General features: G+C 60.0%; 14 protein-coding genes and 1 pseudogene. 9 read left to right on the forward strand and 6 right to left on the reverse strand.

The annotated features are described in order from the left end of the window. Nucleotides 1–422: 422 nt before the first annotated feature. The 3 genes and pseudogenes from ACZ92H_RS17075 to ACZ92H_RS17085 form a co-directional block, all read right to left on the reverse strand. Nucleotides 423–1,094, reverse strand: a complete 672-nt coding sequence (locus ACZ92H_RS17075) for a hypothetical protein (protein ID WP_465050310.1) — start codon at nt 1,092–1,094, stop codon at nt 423–425. Nucleotides 1,095–1,340: 246 nt separating this feature from the next. Beyond that, nucleotides 1,341–2,303 carry an ATP-binding protein gene (locus ACZ92H_RS17080; protein ID WP_465050311.1) on the reverse strand — a complete coding sequence of 321 codons (963 nt, stop codon included), beginning with the start codon at nt 2,301–2,303 and terminating at the stop codon, nt 1,341–1,343. A gap of 86 nt (nt 2,304–2,389) precedes the next feature. Continuing rightward, a pseudogene (locus tag ACZ92H_RS17085) lies at nt 2,390–3,267 on the reverse strand (lipid II flippase family protein). Nucleotides 3,268–3,713: 446 nt separating this feature from the next. Here ACZ92H_RS17085 and ACZ92H_RS17090 point away from each other — a divergent pair. Then, nucleotides 3,714–4,169 (forward strand): tellurite resistance TerB family protein, encoded by a 456-nt coding sequence (locus tag ACZ92H_RS17090; RefSeq protein WP_465050312.1) that lies wholly within the window; start codon nt 3,714–3,716, stop codon nt 4,167–4,169. 191 nt (nt 4,170–4,360) lie between these two features. Here ACZ92H_RS17090 and ACZ92H_RS17095 read toward each other — a convergent pair whose 3' ends face one another. Next, entirely contained in the window at nt 4,361–4,891 is a 531-nt protein-coding gene (locus ACZ92H_RS17095) for a hypothetical protein (protein WP_465050313.1), read from the reverse strand. Nucleotides 4,892–5,081: 190 nt separating this feature from the next. After that, nucleotides 5,082–6,146, reverse strand: coding sequence for a PEP-CTERM sorting domain-containing protein (locus tag ACZ92H_RS17100; RefSeq protein ID WP_465050314.1), 1,065 nt, complete (start codon nt 6,144–6,146; stop codon nt 5,082–5,084). 265 nt (nt 6,147–6,411) lie between these two features. Here ACZ92H_RS17100 and ACZ92H_RS17105 point away from each other — a divergent pair, with 265 nt between their 5' ends. From ACZ92H_RS17105 to ACZ92H_RS17125, 5 genes are read left to right on the forward strand one after another with little or no spacing between them, the layout of a single operon-like run. Then, nucleotides 6,412–7,095 (forward strand): vWA domain-containing protein, encoded by a 684-nt coding sequence (locus tag ACZ92H_RS17105; protein ID WP_465050315.1) that lies wholly within the window; start codon nt 6,412–6,414, stop codon nt 7,093–7,095. 14 nt (nt 7,096–7,109) lie between these two features. Further along, on the forward strand, nt 7,110–7,868 hold the full coding sequence (locus ACZ92H_RS17110; protein WP_465050316.1) for a PP2C family serine/threonine-protein phosphatase: 759 nt from the start codon (nt 7,110–7,112) through the stop codon (nt 7,866–7,868). Beyond that, on the forward strand, nt 7,865–10,204 hold the full coding sequence (locus tag ACZ92H_RS17115; protein WP_465050317.1) for a hypothetical protein: 2,340 nt from the start codon (nt 7,865–7,867) through the stop codon (nt 10,202–10,204). Before ACZ92H_RS17110 ends, ACZ92H_RS17115 begins: the two co-directional genes overlap by 4 nt. A 9-nt stretch (nt 10,205–10,213) precedes the next feature. After that, nucleotides 10,214–11,563, forward strand: coding sequence for a toxin-antitoxin system YwqK family antitoxin (locus ACZ92H_RS17120; protein WP_465050318.1), 1,350 nt, complete (start codon nt 10,214–10,216; stop codon nt 11,561–11,563). Further along, a complete protein-coding gene (locus ACZ92H_RS17125) occupies nt 11,545–12,903 on the forward strand; it encodes a toxin-antitoxin system YwqK family antitoxin (protein ID WP_465050319.1) in 1,359 nt (452 codons plus the stop codon). The genes ACZ92H_RS17120 and ACZ92H_RS17125 overlap by 19 nt, the downstream gene beginning before the upstream one ends. A gap of 132 nt (nt 12,904–13,035) precedes the next feature. Here ACZ92H_RS17125 and nadB read toward each other — a convergent pair whose 3' ends face one another. Next, entirely contained in the window at nt 13,036–14,649 is a 1,614-nt protein-coding gene (gene nadB, locus ACZ92H_RS17130; protein WP_465050320.1) for an L-aspartate oxidase, read from the reverse strand. Between the two features lie 213 nt (nt 14,650–14,862). Here nadB and ACZ92H_RS17135 point away from each other — a divergent pair, with 213 nt between their 5' ends. Genes ACZ92H_RS17135 through prsR form a run of 3 tightly spaced genes read left to right on the forward strand, consistent with a single transcriptional unit; the run spans nt 14,863 to nt 19,759 of the window. Continuing rightward, nucleotides 14,863–16,251, forward strand: coding sequence for a TIGR03013 family XrtA/PEP-CTERM system glycosyltransferase (locus tag ACZ92H_RS17135; RefSeq protein WP_465050321.1), 1,389 nt, complete (start codon nt 14,863–14,865; stop codon nt 16,249–16,251). Beyond that, complete coding sequence (gene prsK, locus ACZ92H_RS17140) at nt 16,248–18,359, forward strand: XrtA/PEP-CTERM system histidine kinase PrsK (protein ID WP_465050322.1); 2,112 nt, start codon at nt 16,248–16,250, stop codon at nt 18,357–18,359. The genes ACZ92H_RS17135 and prsK overlap by 4 nt, the downstream gene beginning before the upstream one ends. 44 nt (nt 18,360–18,403) lie before the next feature. Further along, nucleotides 18,404–19,759 (forward strand): PEP-CTERM-box response regulator transcription factor, encoded by a 1,356-nt coding sequence (gene prsR / locus ACZ92H_RS17145; RefSeq protein WP_131369778.1) that lies wholly within the window; start codon nt 18,404–18,406, stop codon nt 19,757–19,759. Nucleotides 19,760–19,808 lie beyond the last annotated feature (49 nt).

Raw genomic sequence — 19,808 nt, forward strand, 5'->3', positions numbered from 1 at the left:
GATGTGTGCAAAGGAAGATATTAATCTCGATTATTTTTTCTCTAATTTTAAATGATTTTTAAAAACATATTTTTTCGTTCTTGATTTTTTTTGCTGGATGAAATGCTGGTCTGCGAGTCTATTAATGCCATGTTGAGCTCATTGCTGTATTCGCTACCCCGGTCGTCGGCATGTGGAAGTTCTCATTCATCAATCTTACTTTATATCTACTCCCTTATGCTATAGTGGCCTCCACTTGGTAAGCCAATACCTCATCATGCACTCTAAGCTAAAGAACGGGTTGATTTTTTCCTTGGCTAATAAGGAACATGTCTAATGAAAATATTTCTTCAGCATTGTGCATGAATGGGCTATTTCTGGATGATAATGACAAATCCGCTATATATACAGCGGATTTTTCATAAATTACTAATTGAACTACTTTATGGCTTCGTAAATTTGCAATCAAAGCTACTTGAAATTAATTCTCGAAGATTTATTACTGTAATTCTGTTTTCATAAGTCCCTCCATCCGTGTTCTCAATGTCGAATATTTCCCATTCAAAAGAATTTCCGGGAATTTTTCGTATATTTCCGAAGCATGTGAACGTGTCTCTAACTGATTTTTCTTCATCGACATTCACATCCCACGCAACGATAAAATCAACGACGGCAAGGGCGTGATTGAAAGGGCCGAAATTATTAAACTCATATTTGTATTCGATAGAGCAAATATTTTTTTCATGTAGTGGATGTGAAGCGTGTTCGTCGCGCAGTCCTAAGCTATCAATGCCTTGGGTTGAAAAAGTTATAATTCTACGCCAATATTTTTCCAGTTCTCTATTTTTTCCTTTAAGCGCAGATAGCTGAGAGTACATTACTCCTACTAAGTATTCTTCGCCAGGTTGTGGGGATAAAAATAAGTGTTTCTCTTTTGTTGAATCCGTTATTCTAATTCTTTCCCTTGATTTAATATTAAATTTTGCCAATTCTAACATTTCAATTTGCTCATTCAGCAAATTTTCGGAACTTTCTCTTCTTAGTCTGGAAAGTAATTCGGCAAACGTATAATCAGTAGTAAATTGCGTGTCTAGGAACTTCTTTATCTCAGACATGAAATTTGGATCAGTTAAAGTGTCATATGCTCGTTTGCTGAGCGCACTTCTATTCGTGACAAGATCAAAGTCGCCATCAATTATTAGTGAATAATGACTTGCTGCATCTCCTTCGGATAAAACCTCATATCCGTCTATTCTTGTTAAAATATCAGGATATTTGCAAATTTTAATGCCTTTTACAGAAATAAAAACACCTCGTTGATCACTTAGCCTAATGCCAGACTTTCCTTGGCCTTTTCTGCCCTAATTCGGATATTCATCGTGTGCTCGGCGATTTCCGTCAATTGCTAAAATAATCGAAAATTTATTTGGTCCTACACTAAACTTCTTGGCTGAACGACTAAAAAATCTACCGTCTCTGAGGCGAGCGATTTGAGCGGGACCTTTCAAACTCGGATCGGGATTGCCTTTTTCAAGATACGGATAGCCAAATGGTATTTTTGAAGTGTGTTCGTCGGCAAATAATGTGAAATCAGCGGCTTTTAAACCTGAAGTTACCTGTTGACGTTGGCTTGCTGTGAACCCTTGTGCCGTTGTTAAATGCCGGACGTCACCGTGGCGAGTATAGAATTGGATGTAATTTTGAACATAGGATTCATTTGATGACGGTCCAAATGTGAAGTGTTTCAAATATGCTTCTGTTTCCAAATGATCAATTAATACAAATGTTATGGAAGGCGATAGCTCTGGATCTTCAATAGCATTTTTTATGTATGAAATAGCCATTGCTGTATCAGATGTTGGCGCGATTATAAATGCGTCAAGAATTTCATTTATATTGTTAGATACAATAGGAGTAATGTCAAAATTTGTATCGAGGTTTGCCCGTGGGTTATCAATTGTCTTGTATTTCCATTGACCTTTATTTTTGTCTGATGTTGTTGCAACTAAAATTCTTGCGCATGCAAAACATAGCTTTGATCCTTGGCATTTGTAGCCAATAGTTTCACCTTGTTTCTTTGTTGATTTTCCAATTGAGAAAAATGCCTCCCAAGGTGTTATTCCATTTATTTTTGTTTTATCATCAAGGCCAGTTCCGTCATCAAGAAAAATAAAACCTTGCCGATCTTTTAGCGGGACATATATCATATGAGTAGCTTTTGCATCATATGAATTTGATATTAGCTCTCTCAGTACTTCGCAAGGATCGTTTCTGTTTACAGAAAGCTCACCAAGTACATGGCTAAACTCAATTTGTGGTCGCATGTCTTATCTTTCTTTTAATAAATTATCTAATGTGTTGGGGACAATAGAATTTTTCAATGTTAGATGATGTTTTTTCTTGATTACGTTTATATATTTTTGGCCACCCCCACAATCACCACCGCCGACGGCACCAGCAAAAATTGCGCAATCAGCGTCCCCGCCAATCTGCTCCCCACCAGCCACACCACCGCCCGCCGGAACTGCGATTCTTCGATCTTGCCTTCGATGACGTCATCCGTCATGCCCGACACCACGGGTCGATGAAGACGGCCATCATGATGGTGGCGCCGCCGTTGATGATGGAGGACAGGGTGCTGGAGGTGACGCGCACGCTCGGATCGAGCACGCCTGCGTGCAGGGCAGCGGTATAAGGTGGACAACGAGGCGCCTACCGTCCACAGGGCCGTGGCGATGACGTTCATGGCTGTCATGGAGATGGAGACGCCGGATTTTTCGCGCAGGCCCGTGACGTTGGCGGGCTTGGGCAGAGGCTGGCGGAAGTCTTGAGGTAGGACAGGCCGCCCTTGAAGACGGCGTGCAGCAGCAGTTTCGGTACCGATCTGTGCACCTGGAAGTGCTCGACGGCGCGGCAGAAGGCGCGCTGGAAGGTGGGGATCAGGATCGCGCCGAGTATCGTTGCCAGGCTGGCGGAGAACAGCAGCCAGCGAAAGTCACCCAATAAGGTGCTGGCGGCGATATGCTGGTCGATTCCCGTTTCCACCCGCTTGGCGAAGGTAAGGCTGAAAATCGGGCCGAGGAAGGAATTCGAAGTGCGCGACAGCAGCATCAGGATGCTGAACAGGGCCAGCGACACGGCGATGCGCCGCGTGCGGATGCCGGCGATGCGCACGGAGTAGGCGAGGGTGCCGATCATGTGGATGATGAACGTCAGTGCGCAAATCAACAGCAATTGCTTGTCCATCACAACCTTGCAGTAAGGAAAAATGTAATTCCATGCTGCCATGAAGTTACTTATTTTTCAACTGCAAAGAAGTTAATTTTCAAGTTAAGTGGTTTTCGGGGTGTTGTGCATGCTTTTGCGTGGTGCGGGCTGTGTTTCAATCGAGGTGAATACCGGGGGCTTGCCGGGCGGGATGCCCTTGAACAGGCTAATACCGCTAAATTGCTCCCCTTTTCAAACCCCGGAGCAAAGGACCGGGGTGGGACCCTGAGGGGCCGACCCCAGCTTTTCCGCTGTTCGGGGTGATCGGCGGCTGCTCATACCAGCTGATATGAGTGGTCCGTCGATGGAGGGGGCCGATTACGCAGTGCCCTTGCCGCAGCTGCCCGGGTCCAGGCAGACCTGCCGCCGCCATGCTTGCGCCGCTTGCATTCCAGCCTCGCGCCCTCAGCTAAGCGGGAGTGGTAGCCTGTAGCGCTGCCGCATCCATACCTACCAGGAGAACCGCCATGAGTTTCGATTCCTTTCTGTCCAAACTGAAGAGCAAGGCAAGTGAACTGAAAACCGAAGCGCTGAAGTACAAGAACAAGGATTTCCTGAACGCCGCGATGGCAGGGTCGGCCCTGATCGCCATGGCGGACGGCAGTGTCAGCGCGGACGAGAAGCAGAAGATGGTGAAGTTCATTGAAAGCAATGACGCACTGTCCGTGTTTACCACCAGCGACGTGATCAAGGCGTTCCAGGAATATGTAGGGCAGCTGGAGTTCGACAAGGATATCGGCGAAGCCAAGGCGTATCAGGCGCTGGGCAAGATGAAGTCGAATGTGGACGCGTCGCGCCTGCTGGTGCGCATGATTATCGCCATCGCTTCGTCGGACGGCAATTTCGACGCCAACGAACATCGCGTGGCCAGCAAGATTGCCAAGGAACTGGGCTTGAGTCCGGCGGAGTTCGAGTTGCAGTAACTGCCAGTCCAGCCGGCCCCGGCTGGCTATGTAATCCTCAGGAAGTTATTGTGAATTTATGAAGAACAGAACCGGATGCTATGCAAGGCGTCCGTTGCGACGCAGTGCGAGCACTGCTAGCAGCGGGCAACGCCGCAGAGCGCCGGTTATGGAAGTCAGAAATCACAATAATTTATTGTGGGTTACTTATCTTAATCCTTGTCCCACCACGGCGGCGCGCTCTCCGACCTCGGGCATGCCATCTTCAATGCACTTATCTTGTAGCGGATCTCGATCACCTGCCCATGGTGAAACGGACCGCGTATCCAGTCACCGGAATTAAAGAGGTAGGACTTGCCATTGATGCAGCGTTCGGTTGGCATGTCGCCGATGGGGCCGGTCGAACGCAGGGTGACGCGCACTTCGCCCGTTGCATCGAGCGGCGCGTCGGCGCTTGCATACAGTATATCTATGCCGACATCGCAGACACGGGTGCTGCCTATCTTGCTGCAGTACTTGATATACGTTTCCTGGCGCGCCGTGACCATGTGATCTTCATGCCGCATCGGCTTGCCATCGTCAAAGGTAAAGCGCAGGATGACTTGCGTGGGCTCGCTGGCAGGATGGCGTATGGTGCTGGTGCAGGCAGCGCTGGCCAGGGCCAGCAGGGGCCAGGCCAGCAGGCGCAGGCCGCGGCGTAACACATGCGCCATGCGGGCAGGAATCTTTCTAGTCTGAGTCATGCTGCTCCATGGTAAATAGCCGCGGCGTCATTGTGGCGAAGGCGTGGCGAAGGCGGCAATCATAGCATGCAGCAATTTTTCCACGGAGCATGTATCTGGCGGCACTGCCGCCGGTTTGTGCATGTATCCGAATGTTGGCCCAGGCTCGGCTGGCGGTCGGAGCGCCGCCAGCCGATGACAGGACGGTGGATCAGCTACGCTTGCGTGCAGCGCAAGTCAGCAGGGCCAAGCCGGCGAGCAGCATGGCGTAGGTGGCTGGCTCCGGAACCGGCGAGACGGGATCGAGGCGCACGACTTCGCATATGCTGTTGCGGCAGCCATAGGCGGAAATCTGGCCCGCTTCGTTGATGCCACCCACTTGCCCGAAGTACCAGCCATCCTCGCCAATCAGGTCGCGCAAGTCATATGTATCATTGCCATCCCAAAGCATGGCCGACGTGCCGAAGTCGTTGTAACCCAGTACCCTGCCGAGACCATCGATACCGATGGAGTCGGAGAGCTTGGGTATCGTTTGACGTATTCCATTGGACCAGATGAACGCTTCTGTGCCGTTGGCACCGCGACCGCTCGTCTGCCGGCCCGATACCTGGCCAGCGTTGTTAATGCCGGTGGCTGAACTTGGCGAGTCATGCTCGCTGGCGAGCTGAGTTATTACGCCATTGGCATACAAATAGGCCGTATTTGCGCCGTTTGCCCCCTTCGTGTAGCCGACGACAGATCCCGAACTGTTGATATGGTAGGCAGCGATGCCGGCGCCCCCCGCGTCGATTTCCTGGTAGCCGCCAGCGCTGGAGTACACATAGGCGCGCGCGTTGTAGGCGCTGTCGAACGTGTTGAGCGTGACTTGCCCGGTTTCGTTGATGTCGTTTGGATATCCTGGCTGGCCATTTACAGTGAGGAGCGTGTATGCACCGTTTTCCACATAGTAATAAGTCCGGTCACCGTAGTCGCTTGGCTTGGAATAGGCGATGCCTTGGCCAGAGGCATTGAGGCTCACTATCACCATATTTCCCGGCAAGGGGGCCGAGACATTCAGGCTTGAGCCCGAGGTGCTGAACCAGACGTTCTTGCCCTCGGAACTACCGGATCCAAAAATCTGCCCCTGTGAGTTGATGCTTCCTGCGTACACATGTGCAGGCATCGAGTAGTTGAAACGCGTCAGCGTAAATTGTGGCGCCGGAACAGTCGCGGCAGATGCCGATGTGGCCGCCATTCCCACGAGCAGGGCCAGTACTGATTTTCTGAAAATATGCATGTCATTCCTTTGTTAAAAATGGCAATTATGATAATTAATAATAAAAATGTAAACCTAATTGACAACTTAATTGTCGAGAAAAATTTCCAGATATTCATTTTTTTGTCGATATTGGCAAACTTTGCGCGCATGGCGGTACCGCCATGGCACGAAGGCGAAGTTGCTAAGCTTTGTGCAACCTTGCATTTAGGCAATCTCGCGCAGGAAATCGCCCACGATGATGTAAGATTCGCACTATGTCCGATTTCACATTTACCGATTGCCCATGAGTTCAATAATGATTCCCGATGTCGCCCTGGTCGACAACACCGAGCAACGCACGCCGCTGGTGTTGGTGCTGGACTGCTCCGGCAGCATGGATGGCGAACCCGTCGCGCTGCTCAACGAAGGCCTGGCCCTGCTGGAGCAGGAATTGAAATCCGATGTGATCGCGTCCAAGCGCGTGCGCATCCTGGTGATTCAATATGGCGCGCATGATGAAGCCGTGGTTGCCAGCAACTGGTGCGACGCCATGGATTTCACGGCGCCCCTCTTGGCCGCAAACGGCACCACGCCCACGGGCGCGGCCGTCGAACTGGCGCTGGCGGAAATTGAGCAGGAAAAGCAGCGCTTCCGCACCGCCGGCGTGGCGTACACGCGGCCGTGGCTGTTCCTGATGTCCGACGGCGAGCCGACGGACCGCTGGCAGCACGGCGCCGAGCAGGCGCGCGCGGCGGAGCAGGCCAATAAAGTGGCGATCTTCCCCATCGCCGTGGGCGAGCACGCGAATATCGGTACCCTGGGCGAATTTTCCAGCCGGGGCGAGCGCGGCGTGAAGCAGCTGAAAGGCTTGCAGTTCCGCGAACTGTTCCTGTGGCTGAGCGCCAGCATGCAGGTGGTGTCGCAGTCGCGTCCCGGCGCGCAGGCGCAGCTGGCGTCGACGGACGGCTGGTCCGTCGTGAATACCTGATAGCCTGCTGATCCATGGCGATAGCAAACAAGCATTGGCGCGTGTTCGGCGCGTCCGTCACGGGCAAGGCGCACCTGGACAAGGACATCCCTTGCCAGGATGCCCACGCGCACGCCGTTGCCAACGGCGTGCTGGTAGCCATCGTCTGCGATGGCGCCGGTTCGTCGCGCTTCAGCGAGCATGGCGCGCAGTTTGTCGCCAGGCAAACCGTGCAGGCGCTGGCCGGACGTCTGGAGCAGGGCGCCACGGTGCAGGATTTGCACGCTGGCGTCCTGGCGGAAACGTTGGCGCAGGTGCGCGCCGCGCTGGACGACATCGCCCGCGCCGCCAACGCCACGCTCGATGACTACGCCAGCACCGTGGTGGGCGTGGTGATGAGCAAGGATGCCGGCTTCTTCTTCCACCTGGGCGATGGCCTGGGCGTGGCCCAGCTGGGCGATGGCGCCGAACTGATCTCGCTGCCTGCCAACGGCGAATACGCCAACGAAACCTACTTTATCAGCGGCGAGCGCTGGCGAGAACAGCTGCGCCTGCTCGCGATTCCGCCAGCCGCGCGCGGCGTCGTGCTGATGTCGGATGGCTGCATGCCCTTTGCCATGAGCAGGAACAATGCGGCCCTGTACGCGCCCTTCATGGATGCCGTGCAGGGCTATCTGAGTACGGTCGATAGCGTCGAGCTGGGCAATGCGGCGCTGGCGTCCACCCTGGCCGACCCGCGCACGCACCAGATCACGGGCGACGACAAGACCCTGCTGCTGGCCTTGCGCGCATGAGCCAGAAGCAGGGCGTGACACCGGGGTTGAGTCCGGGTGGAAAAATCTGGCTGGATAAAGTCCGTGGCCTGGTCCTGGGTAAACTCATCAAGAGCGGCGGCGCCGGGAGCGTGTATCTGCTGCCCGGCGCGCCTGCGCAGGTAGCCAAGCTGTACCACCCGCACCTGGACTGCGGCGCCAACCGGCGCAAGCTCGAAGCCATGCTGGAGCTGAGCCCCGACTTGCCGGACCAGCTGGAAAACGGCAAGCGCTACGTGCAGATCGCGTGGCCGCAAGCAGCCGTGTTCGATGGCCAGGGCGGCTTTGCCGGCTTCGTCATGCCCTTGCTGGACATGGCGCAGACGGCCGAGCTGGAACAGGTGCTGCAGGAACGCCAGGCGCGCGCGGCTGGCTTGCCCACGGGACTCGGTCCCAAGCTGACCCTGGCCGCCAACCTGGCCGCCGTCATCGACGCCTTGCACCAGCAGCAGCATTACGTGGTCGACCTGAAACCCGTGAATTTGCGTTTCTATCGCGATTCGCTGTACATCGCCATGCTCGACTGCGACGGTTTCAGCATCCAGGGCCATGCGGAACGCTTTCCTGCAGAACAATTCACCGTCGATTACCTGGCGCCGGAATTCCAGCGCAAGGGCATGCCGGCCGGTGCGGAACTGGCGCAGGACCGTTTTGCGCTGGCCGTCGTCATCTTTCAATTGCTCAACTTCGGCATCCACCCGTACAGCGGACGGCCCGGCAATGCCCAGGTGGCCACCGACATTCCCGGGCGCATCCGCGACGGCTGCTATGCGTATGGCATCAAACGCCACAAGCAGCTGGCACCCAACGCCACCAGCGGCCATGCGCTGATGCCGCCTGAATTGCGCGCCATGTTTGACCGCGCCTTTTCCCCGTCTCCCAGGCCGCAGCGGCCATCGGCGGCCGACTGGGCACAGTTGCTGCGCGGCTATGCGCAGCGCAGCGGCGGCAAGCTCGTCGTGTGTGCCGTGCATCCCGAGCACCAGCATTTCGCGGCCCTGGGCTGCGCGGCCTGCGCGCGCGACAAGGTCATCGCCGCGGCCGCGCAGGCATCCGCGCAGGCGCAGCAAGTGCAGCTGCAACAGCAATCGTCGCCGCCGCAGCGCAGCGCGCGCCGCACGGCGCCGGGGCAAACGCCGGTGGCCATCCCCGTGGCGGGCAATACGGGCGCCGGCATCACGGGCAAGGGATGGGCCGTGGTGGTGGTGCTGATCGTGCTGTTCCTGATAGGCTTTACGGCCTGGACCGCGTCGCCCGATGCAGTGAAGGACAAGACCAGCCTGCAGGCGCAAGCCGACCAGGCGGCAGGCCGGGAAGTATTTTCCTGGCGCCCGCGCAGGACGGCCGGTTTCCAGCCGTCCGATGCACGCAAGGCCGTGCGCAGCCTGTCGCAAGCGATCAGCAAGGGCGACGACGATGCCGTCACGCGGGGCTTGCAGTTGCTGTACCGGGCGGGTGAGGACAAATCGTCGCGCTATGAGGGCGACAAGGTGCGTGCGCGGTTGCGTACCACCTTGATGGAAGGCGTGGGCGCGATGCCCGGCTATTCCCCCGCATTGGCGAATACCTATCTCGACCAGTTGCAAGCCGACCCGCGCGACCATTTGGCGGCGGCGGCCATGGGCCGCATGCACCTGAGCCTGGACGAAGGGCAGGCGGCGCGCCAGTATTTCGAGCAAGCCGTGTGGGCGCGCCCGACGGATGGCGTGGCCTGGCTGGGCATCGCGGCCACGGCGCTGCTGCGCGGCGGCGATGAGCGTGACGCCGTCAACATGGTTGCGCTGGCACAGCTGACGTCTTATCGCTACGCGGTGGAGAACGCCATGCCGGCGGAACCGGGCGAGCCGGCCGACAATGGCGTGGTGCGCACGGCCGAGCGCATGGACCGGGCCGCCAAGGTGCTGCGCCTGGCTCAGGGTTGGGCCTACCAGAAACGCTGGGACAAGGCGCTGGCCGATGGCGCGCTGCTGGCAGAAAAGCTCAAGGCCTTGCCGCCGCTGCCAGACCAGCCGGCAAGCGTGCAGCGCGAGACGATGACGACGGTCGACTATGGCGTGCTCGATGCAAGGCACGCGACGGGCGAAAACCGTCTGATCCTGTCGATTGGGGCCGACGGCAGCCTGACGCATGCGGCGGCGGACATGCCGATGGAACCCATGCTTAACAAGGTCATGCTCGATAGCGTGAAGCGCTGGACCTATTTGCCGGCCGTCAAGCATGGCCAGTTGCAGGATGCCAAGGTGGAAGTGCAGGTGCGCTATCGTAATGGCCGGGTCAGCTTTGTGCCGGCCGACGCGCGCGTTGCGCCGGAAGATTAAAGGAGTCGTATGAAAATCAAGACCGTATGCGCCGTGTTTGGCGCTTCCATGCTGTGGCCCGCGCTGTCGCAGGCGGACATCGTGCAGCGCCTGGTGATGACCAGCATGGCCAGCGAGTCCGATAGCGAAGGCGGCGATGTGTTCACTATTGCGGGCACGACAGCCTGCGGCGGCAAGCAGATACGCATGGATGCGCGCTCGGTGAACCTGGACGAGGCGCCGTACGAGGCGCTGAAAGTCCAGCTTGCCGAACGCATGCGCGCCAGGACGCCCATGCTCGTCACCGTGAAAAAATGCCCGGACGATGCGAGCGTGCCCATCGTGCGCGAGATCGCCGCCTGCGCGCCAGCCGATTGCGCCGATGGCCGGGCGCGGCTGTACCTGCACGAGCGTTTCTATCCCATCGAGCGGGACCAGGCGCCCAACGTGCTGCTGTTGCCCTTGCCGAAAGGCAAGCTGCCGGGCACGTGGAAGGTGGACATTTATAGCGTGGCGGGCCGCAAGCTGCGCCTGTCCGGCCAGGTCAACCGCGCCGATTATGCGCAGGGCGAGCTGGTGGGCGGCTATGTCACGTATTACCCCGACGGCAAGATCGAAAAGCAGGTGGCGCAGGATGGGCAGGGCCGGCAGGATGGCGTCACCAGCCTGTTTCGCGCGGATGGCAGCCTGGAATCGCGCGGCAGCTGGCGCCATGGCTTGCCGGAAGGCACGCACCGGCAATATCACGCCACGGGCAAGCTGCGCGAGGCCAGCATATACCGCGACGGACAGCGCGTGGACGGTCCCGTGCAGACCTTTGACGCGAACGGCAAGCTGAGCACCAGTTACGTGCTGCGCGATGGCCGCATGGAAGGCGAGCTGCTGGCGTATTTCCCGGACGGAAAAGTCGCCGGCCGTACCCAAGTGAGCAAGGGCAAGTTCAATGGCAGCAGCACCGAGTACTACCCCGATGGCGCCGTGCGCGCCAGCATGACCCAGGTCAACGACCTGCCGGTCGGCGAGGCGCTGGAATTTTATCCGGACGGCAAGGTGCAAAGCCGCCAGCAGTATGGCGACGGCGGCGCCTTGCGCAAGCTCCAGCGCTACAGCCCGCAAGGCGTGCTGGTGCTGGAGCGCAGCTGGGACAAGCAGCTGCGCGAGCAGGGCACGTCGCGTTCGTGGTACGCCAGCGGCAAGCCCGAGCGGACTATCGATTACGTGAATGACCGGCGCGACGGCTGGAGCCGCAGCTGGCATGAGGATGGCAGCCTGCAGAGCGAGTGTCGCTATGTGGCTGGCAAGGCGCAGGACGGGTGCGGCGAAGCGCCGCCAGCGCCGGAACTGGAACGCAAGGAGCAGGCATGGCGCGCATTGAATTGAGGCATGTGCTCGGCATTGCGCTGCTGTGGCCGGCGCTGGCCAGCGCCGAGATCGAGCAGCGGCAGGTCATCAGCGCCATCGCGGCGGCGCCCGGCGGCGACGTGCTGACCCTGGCCAGCGACAATGGCTGCGGAGGGCGCCTGGTGCGCATGGATGCCAAGTCCGTGCGCCTGGACGCGGCGCAATATGCGGCCATGAAGCAGCAGCTGGCGCCGCTGATACGCGAGGCGACGCCCTTGCTGATGCGCATCAGCGCCTGTCCGGCGCCGGGCGCGGCGAAGGTCCTGCCCGAAGTCAGCAAGCTGGGCGGCTGCGAGCCGCAAGCGTGTGCCGATGGCAAGGCGCGCCTGTACCTGAACCACAATCTGCGGCGCGGCGAAGTGAAGGAGCATGCGCGCTATGCGCTCGTCGTGCCGCTGCCGCCAGGAACGACACCGGGCACCTGGCAAGTCGCGGTATTCCACGTGCGCGAAGGCGAGCCGAAGCGGCTGTCGGGCCAGGTTGATGCGCCCGATTATCTGCATGGCAAGCTGGTGGGCAACTACAGCATGTATTACCCGCATGGGCAGGTCGAACTGCAGGTGGAGCAGGATGGCCGCGGCGTGCAGCAAGGCATGCAGACCCGCTATTATCCGGACGGCAAGATCTCCATGCGCGGTACGTGGCGCAATGGCGTGCAGGACGGCGAGGAGCAGACTTATCACCAGAGCGGCAAGCTGATCGAGTCACGCAGCTACCGCAACGGCGTCCGCGCCGATGGCTTGATGGAAACCTTCGATGAGGACGGCAAGCTGCGCACGCGCATGACGCAGCTCAAGGGCCAGGCGGAGGGTGAACTGCTGCTGTTTTATCCCGATGGCAGCGTGGAAAGCCGCAGCCTGTATGTCAACGGCATCAAGACGGGACCGGGCACGGAATATTTCCCGGATGGCAAAGTGCGCAGCACGGGCAGCTATGTCGATGGCAAGCCTGCCGGCGAAAGCGTCGAATATTATCCGGATGGCAAGGTGGCCAGCCGACGCACGCACAGCGGCCATTACGTGCTGCGCAGCGAACAGCGCTTCAGTCGCGCCGGCACCTTGCTTGTGCAGAAACAGTGGAACGAGGGCGGCCGCGAGGAGGGAGCGCTGCGTTCCTGGTACGCCGATGGCAAGCCGCGCCAGTTGATCGAATACGTGAACGGCGAGCGCCAGGGCTGGACGCGGCACTGGCGCGCGGATGGCAGCGTGGAAAGCGAATGCCGTTATGCGGCGGACGAGCCGCAGGGGGAGTGCACGGGGGAATCGGCCAAGTTCTCGTACACGGAGGACGGCATTGCGATTGAAATGCCGGAGCAGTGAAGGGCATCATTCCCCCCCAAGACAATGACCGGGGGCCGTACCCTGAGGGGGAATGTGCGCAATGGAGCACATTCCGATCACGAAGTGAACGACCCCGGCCTTTGCCGGGGTTGCGTCAGGGGTCTGGTACGGTTAACGATGCGGCGGCGTCAGCACGCTGGCGATGGCCTTGGGTAACGTTTCCGGATAATCGCGGCTGAAGTGCAGGCCGCGGCTTTCGCGGCGCGACAGGGCGCTGTTGACGATCATCGAGGCCACGTCGACCAGGTTGCGCAGTTCCAGTAAATCGTGCGTGATGCGGAAATTGCGGTAGTACTCGTCGATCTCCTCTTTCAGCAGGGCGATGCGGTGCTGGGCCCGTTCCAGGCGTTTCGTCGTGCGCACGATGCCCACGTAATTCCACATGAAGCGGCGCAGCTCATCCCAGTTGTGCGAAATCACCACCTCTTCATCCGCATCCGTGACGCGGCTTTCATCCCAGTCGGGCAGGTAGGGCGTGCCCAGCTTTTCCTTGCTTTCGATATCCTGCGCGCAGGCGCGGCCGATGACGATGCATTCCAGCAAGGAATTCGATGCCAGGCGGTTCGCGCCATGCAGGCCCGTGCACGCTGTCTCGCCCACGGCGTACAGGCCCGGCAGGTCGGCGCGGCCGGACAAGTCCGTCACCACGCCGCCGCACGTGTAGTGGGCGGCCGGCACGATGGGGATCGGCTGCCTGGTGATGTCGATGCCCAGTTCCAGGCAGCGCGCATAGATGGTGGGAAAGTGTTCGATGAGGAACTCGGCCGGCTTGTGGCTGATGTCCAGGTGCACGTAGTCGAGGCCCCGCTTCTTGATCTCGAAGTCGATGGCGCGCGCCACCACGTCGCGCGGCGCCAGTTCGGCCCGCGCATCGTGGGCCAGCATGAAGCGCGTGCCAGCGGCAGCGCCCGCTTCAGGCGGCAGTTTCAGCAAGCCGCCTTCGCCTCGGATGGCTTCGGTGATCAGGAAGGACTTGGCATACGGGTGGTACAGGCAAGTGGGGTGGAACTGGATGAATTCCATGTTCGACACGCGGCAACCGGCGCGCCAGGCCATGGCGATGCCGTCGCCGCTGGCCGTGTCGGGATTGGTGGTATACAAATACACCTTGCCGGCGCCGCCCGTGGCCAGCACGGTGTGCTCGGCGGCAAAGGTCAGCACCTTGCCCGTTTGCTCATCCTGCACATACAGGCCGTGGCAATGGGGCTGGGCGTTGCGCTGTGCCGGCTTCATGCCCAGCTTGTCCGAGGTGATCAGGTCGATCGCGCAATGGTGTTCGAACAGGGTGATGTTCGGGTGGGCGCGCACCTTTTCTTCCAGGGTCACTTGCACGGCGTGGCCCGTGGCGTCGGCCGCGTGGATGATGCGGCGCTGGCTGTGGCCCCCTTCGCGGGTCAGGTGGAATCCCAGCTCGGCCGTGGCGTCGCGCGTAAACGGCACGCCTTGCTCGATCAGCCATTCGATCGCTTCGCGGCCGTGTTCGACGATGTAGCGCGTGGCGCTCTCGTCGCACAGGCCGCCGCCGGCGATCAGGGTATCTTCGATGTGCTGCTGGTGGCTGTCGCCCGAGTCCAGCACGGCCGCGATGCCCCCTTGGGCCCAGTTGCTGGCGCCATCGAGCAGCTCGCGTTTGGAAATGATCGCGACAGTGCGCGTCTCAGCTAAATGCAGTGCAACCGATAAACCCGCCAGGCCACTGCCGACAATCGCTACATCAAATTTCATGACATTTATCTCTTTTAGGGGAAGCATACTATAGTCCATTTCACATCAATCGGTAATGTGTTGAGATAAATTCTGCCGATGAAAGATAGGCTGTGCAGTAGCTTGTGGCGCATCAAGGTCAGCGTGGAACAGTCCGCCATGATGGCAAGACCAGCAGCAGGCCGCCTTGCGCGCGCTGCGCTGGCAGGCATTGCTTCTTGCGCAGGGGGAACCATGATCCGCATCTTCAGCCATTACGTGTCAAAAACAGCCTTCATTCTGCTGTTGCTGGAAATACTGATCCTGCTGCTGTCCGCCACCCTGACGTCCCTGCTGTGGTTGGCGGATGGCAGCCGCCTGGTGCGGGCCGGCGAGGTTTACCTGTCATCGACGATCTTTGCGCTGGTCATTGTTTTCAGCATGAGCGCGCTGGGCATGTACCAGCACCGTTCGCGCGAGGATATCCGCAACACGCTCTTGCGCATCCTGCCTTCGTTCGCGCTGGGCTTTGCCGTGCTCAGCGTGATGATCCGCTTTATCCCCTCGCTGCAGTTCGGACGCGGCAGCGTGCTGATCTTCGGGCTGGGCGCCATCGGCGTGCTGCTGGCGCGCCTGGTGGTGTTCAAGTCCGCGCAATCGGCGCTGATGGAAGGCCGGCTGATCCTCGTCGGCGGCGGCGCCCTGGCGCGTGAGTGCATGGAGCTGGCGGCCAGCAAGATCGGTTTTCACCAGTTTACGGTGGTGGGCTGCATCGACGTGGCGGGCGAGCAATGCTGCGTGCCGGCCTCGGCATTGCTGCCGGCGGAACCCTCGCTGCTGGCCATGGCCCAACGCCACGATGCGCATGAGATCGTCGTTTCCGTCAGCGACCGGCGCAATGTTGCGTTTCCCGCCAAGCAACTTCTCGAATGCGCGCTCGGTGGCGTGAAAGTGATCGACGCGGCCACCTTTTTCGAGCGCGAAGCGTGCCAGATCCGCATCGATTCCCTGCAACCGAGCTATCTGATCTACGGCGGCGGTTTCGACCAGAGCTTTTTCCGTGCCGCCTCGAAGCGCCTGTTCGACCTGGCCGCCAGCGGCATCATCTGCCTGACCGCGCTGCCCGTGATGCTGGTGACGGCCCTGTGCATCCGCCTGGAAGATGGCGGCCCCGTGTTTTACCAGCAAGAGCGGGTGGGGCGCGACGGCTTGCCCTTCAATGTGCTGAAATTTCGCAGCATGCGCAGCGATGCGGAGCGCGACGGCAAGCCCATCTGGGCGCTGGCCAACGATGCGCGCATCACGCGCGTGGGCCATCTCATCCGCAAGCTGCGCATCGACGAATTGCCGCAAATGCTCAATGTGTTTCGCGGCGAAATGAGTTTCGTGGGACCGCGGCCCGAGCGCGCGTATTTTGTCGAGCAGCTGAAGGAGCAAGTGCCTTACTACAACATTCGTCACAGCATCAAACCGGGCATCACGGGCCTGGCACAGGTGCGCTATCAATATGGCGCTTCCGTCGACGATGCCGTGAAAAAACTGCAATACGATTTATATTATGTAAAAAATAACAGTCTGTTTCTCGACTTGCTGATCCTGCTCGACACGGTGCAAGTGGTGCTGTTTGGCAAGGGTAGCCGATGATGCGGGCGCAGTCGGCCTGGCTGGCGGCGGCGGATGCGGCGGCACTCAGCCATGGCCTGGCGTCGCTGGCCTTTTTCGTGCTGGCCCTGCTGTTGATCAGCAACTGGCACGCGCGGCAGAACGTGCGCGCCTTGCTGGTGGCCTGCCTGGCGACGGGCGCGTGGGCCACGGGCACGGTAGTGCTGGTGCTGCTGGGCCAGCGCATTTCACTGGCCGGCGATGCGCTGGAAATGCTGCGCACCGTGGCCTGGCTGGTGTTTTTGCTGCTGCTGATCGATCCATCGCGCACGCGCCTGCGCGCCGTGCTGGCCGGTATTGCCGCGATTGCCTTGGCGCAGTGGCTGTTTGTCGTCGCCAGCCAGCTGGCGCTGCCGGCCGCGCCGGGGCGCGCCACGGCCAGCGTCTGCCGGCTGCTGCTGGCCGTGCTGGGCATGCTGCTGGTGGAGCAGTGGTACCGCAACACGCCGCCCTTGACACGCTGGGGCATCAAGTTTGCGTGCCTGGGCGTGGGCGGCCTGTTCGCCTACGATTTCTATCTGTACAGCGACGCCTTGCTGTTCCGCACGATTAACGATGATATATGGGCCGCGCGCGGCGCCGTCGACGCCCTGTGCGCGCCTCTGCTGGCCATCTCGGCCGCGCGCAATCCGGGCTGGGCGCTGGGACTGTCCGTCTCGCGCCAGATGCTGTACCGCTCGGCTGCCTTGCTCGGTTCGGCTATCTATCTGCTGGCCATGGCGGCCAGTGCGTATTACCTGCGCTATTTTGGCGGTACCTGGGGTTCCCTGATGCAGATGGCTTACCTGGGCGGCGCGGCCATGCTGCTGGCGGGCGTGCTGTTTTCCGGCAGCCTGCGGGCCAAGCTGAAGGTGACGATCAATAAACATTTTTATAATGCCATTTTTGATTACCGCGAAGAGTGGCTGCGCTTCACGCGCGCACTGTCCGAGGATGGCCCGGCCCTGGGCGAGCGCACCATCCAGGCCGTGGCGCAGCTGGTGGAAAGCCGTGCCGGGGCGCTGTGGATCTTGCGTGAACAGGGGCAATTTGCGCCCGCCGCCAGCTGGAACTGGCCGCCCCCCGCGTGGAGCGAAGCGGCGGCAGGCGCGCTGTGCCAGTTCCTCGCAGCACGCCAGTGGGTGATCGATGTGCCCGACTGTGAGCACAATCCGCGCCAGTACGGCGGCCTGGCCTTGCCGCCTGCGCTGCTGGCGCTGCCGGACGTGTGGCTGCTGGTGCCATTGATGCTGCACGGCCAGCTGTTCGCCTTCGTGGCGCTGGCGCGGCCCCGCACGGCCATCGGCCTGAACTGGGAAATCCGCGATGTGCTGAAAATTGCCGGCAGCCAGGCCGCCAGCTACCTGGCGCACCGCGAATCGCTCGACTCGCTGATGGTGTCGCGCCAGTTCGAATCGTTCAACCGCATGTCCGCCTTCATCGTGCACGATTTGAAGAATCTCGTGTTCCAGCTGTCCTTGTTGCTCAGTAATGCGGAAAAGCACCGCGCCAATCCCGCTTTCCAGGAAGACATGCTGTGTACCCTGGATCATTCCGTCCAGAAAATGAAAACCCTGCTGCAAAAGCTGGCGCTGGGCGAAGCGCTCGATACGCCGACGCCATTGCTGCTCGATGGCTTGCTGCGCCAGGCCGTGGCCGCCAAGGCCAGCCTGGCGCCCGCGCCGCGGCTGGAAATCGTCGATGCCGACTTGACGGTGCTGGCCCACCGCGCGCGCCTCGAGCGGGTGCTGGGCCACCTGATCCAGAACGCCATCGAGGCCACGGCCAGCGACGGCAGGGTGGCCGTGCGCCTGTTGCGCGAGCGCCAGAGCGCCGTGGTCGAGCTGGACGACACGGGGCAGGGCATGAGCGAGCAATTCATCCGCGAACGCCTGTTCAAGCCGTTCGACAGCACCAAGACGGCGGGCATGGGCATCGGCGTGTTCGAGAGCCGCGAATATATCCGCGAAGTGGGCGGCAGCCTGGAAGTGCGCAGCGCGCCGCAGGTGGGCACGACGTTTCGCGTGATCCTGCCGCTGCACGCGCCCTTGGGGGCAGACCCGCCGGGGGGACGCGCCGCCATGTGGCGCATCCCGCTCCGGCAGGACTGACCCCGGACTGCCGTTGCCCTATCCCCTGACTGGAGCCGATACCCATGGCCAAACAAAAACTGCTGGTCATCGAAGACGATCCCGGCCTGCAAAAGCAGCTGCACTGGAGTTTTGACGCGTACGACGTCTTGCTGGCGGGCGAGCGCGAAGCGGCGCTGGCGCTGGTGCGGCGCCACCAGCCGGCCGTGGTGACGATGGACCTGGGCTTGCCGCCCGACCCCGATGGCGCCACGGAAGGGCTGGCCACCTTGCAGCAGATTCTCGCGCTGGCGCCGGACACGAAAGTCATCATCCTCTCGGGCAACCAGGAACGCGCCCATGCCTTGAAGGCGATCGCCTTGGGCGCCTACGATTTCCACCAGAAGCCGTTCGACGCCGACATGCTGGGCCTGGTCATCGCGCGCGCCTTTTACCTGCACGCCATGCAGCAGGAAAACCGTCGCATGCTGCAGACGCAGGCTGATTCGCCCCTGGCCGGCATCGTCAGCCGCGATCCCGGCATGCTGAAACTGTGCCGCAGCGTGGAAAAAGTGGCGCCCTCGTCGGCCAGCGTGATGCTGCTGGGTGATTCGGGCAGCGGCAAGGAGCGCATCGCGCGGGGCCTGCACGCGCTGTCGAGCCGCCATGCGCAGCGCTTCGTCGCCATCAATTGCGCGGCGATTCCGGAAAACCTGCTGGAAAGCGAGCTGTTCGGCTACGAGCGGGGCGCGTTTACGGGCGCGGCGCGGCAAACCCTGGGCAAGATCGAACTGGCCCACGGCGGCACTTTCTTTCTCGATGAAATCGGCGACATGCCCATGGCGCTGCAGGCGAAACTGCTGCGCTTCCTGCAGGAGCGGGTGATCGAAAGGGTGGGCGGACGGGGCGAGATCGCCGTCGACGTGCGCATCGTCTGCGCCACGCACCAGGACCTGAAGGTGCTGGCGGAACAGGGACGGTTCCGCGAGGACCTGTTTTACCGCCTCAGCGAAATCGTGCTGCGCATCCCGCCGCTGCGCGAGCGGGCCGGCGACGCGGCCTTGCTGGCCCACCATTTCAAGAATAAATTCTGTGCCGGCGAAGGGCGCAGCACCCTGCATTTCAGCCCCGGCGCGTTGCAGCTCATCGAAACGTATGGCTGGCCCGGCAATGTGCGCGAAGTGGAAAATTGCATCAAGCGGGCCGTCATCATGAGCGACGGCCCGCAGATCATGCCGGACGACCTGGGCCTGCCCGCCAGCGCCCAGCCGGCATGCGAGGAAGAATCGCTGAGCCTGCGCCAGGCGCGCGAGGCGGCCGAATACAAGGTCATGGTGCGCGCGCTGGCGCGGGCCGACGGCAATATCGCCAGGGCGGCCGAACTGCTGGGCGTGAGCCGGCCCACGCTGTATGACTTGATGGGGCATCACGGCATCAAGTAGGCAAGTGACTAAATATTAATATTGTGTATGGCGCCGCACATACGTTGCG

Source organism: Janthinobacterium foliorum (assembly GCF_978021625.1).

Bases quoted from the DNA above. Each gene is read 5' to 3' on its own strand.
- ACZ92H_RS17075 (WP_465050310.1), bottom strand. From the start codon at position 1,094: ATGTCTGAGATAAAGAAGTTCCTAGACACGCAATTTACTACTGATTAT.
- ACZ92H_RS17080 (WP_465050311.1), bottom strand. From the start codon at position 2,303: ATGCGACCACAAATTGAGTTTAGCCATGTACTTGGTGAGCTTTCTGTA.
- ACZ92H_RS17090 (WP_465050312.1), top strand. From the start codon at position 3,714: ATGAGTTTCGATTCCTTTCTGTCCAAACTGAAGAGCAAGGCAAGTGAA.
- ACZ92H_RS17095 (WP_465050313.1), bottom strand. From the start codon at position 4,891: ATGACTCAGACTAGAAAGATTCCTGCCCGCATGGCGCATGTGTTACGC.
- ACZ92H_RS17100 (WP_465050314.1), bottom strand. From the start codon at position 6,146: ATGCATATTTTCAGAAAATCAGTACTGGCCCTGCTCGTGGGAATGGCG.
- ACZ92H_RS17105 (WP_465050315.1), top strand. From the start codon at position 6,412: ATGAGTTCAATAATGATTCCCGATGTCGCCCTGGTCGACAACACCGAG.
- ACZ92H_RS17110 (WP_465050316.1), top strand. From the start codon at position 7,110: ATGGCGATAGCAAACAAGCATTGGCGCGTGTTCGGCGCGTCCGTCACG.
- ACZ92H_RS17115 (WP_465050317.1), top strand. From the start codon at position 7,865: ATGAGCCAGAAGCAGGGCGTGACACCGGGGTTGAGTCCGGGTGGAAAA.
- ACZ92H_RS17120 (WP_465050318.1), top strand. From the start codon at position 10,214: ATGAAAATCAAGACCGTATGCGCCGTGTTTGGCGCTTCCATGCTGTGG.
- ACZ92H_RS17125 (WP_465050319.1), top strand. From the start codon at position 11,545: ATGGCGCGCATTGAATTGAGGCATGTGCTCGGCATTGCGCTGCTGTGG.
- nadB (WP_465050320.1), bottom strand. From the start codon at position 14,649: ATGAAATTTGATGTAGCGATTGTCGGCAGTGGCCTGGCGGGTTTATCG.
- ACZ92H_RS17135 (WP_465050321.1), top strand. From the start codon at position 14,863: ATGATCCGCATCTTCAGCCATTACGTGTCAAAAACAGCCTTCATTCTG.
- prsK (WP_465050322.1), top strand. From the start codon at position 16,248: ATGATGCGGGCGCAGTCGGCCTGGCTGGCGGCGGCGGATGCGGCGGCA.
- prsR (WP_131369778.1), top strand. From the start codon at position 18,404: ATGGCCAAACAAAAACTGCTGGTCATCGAAGACGATCCCGGCCTGCAA.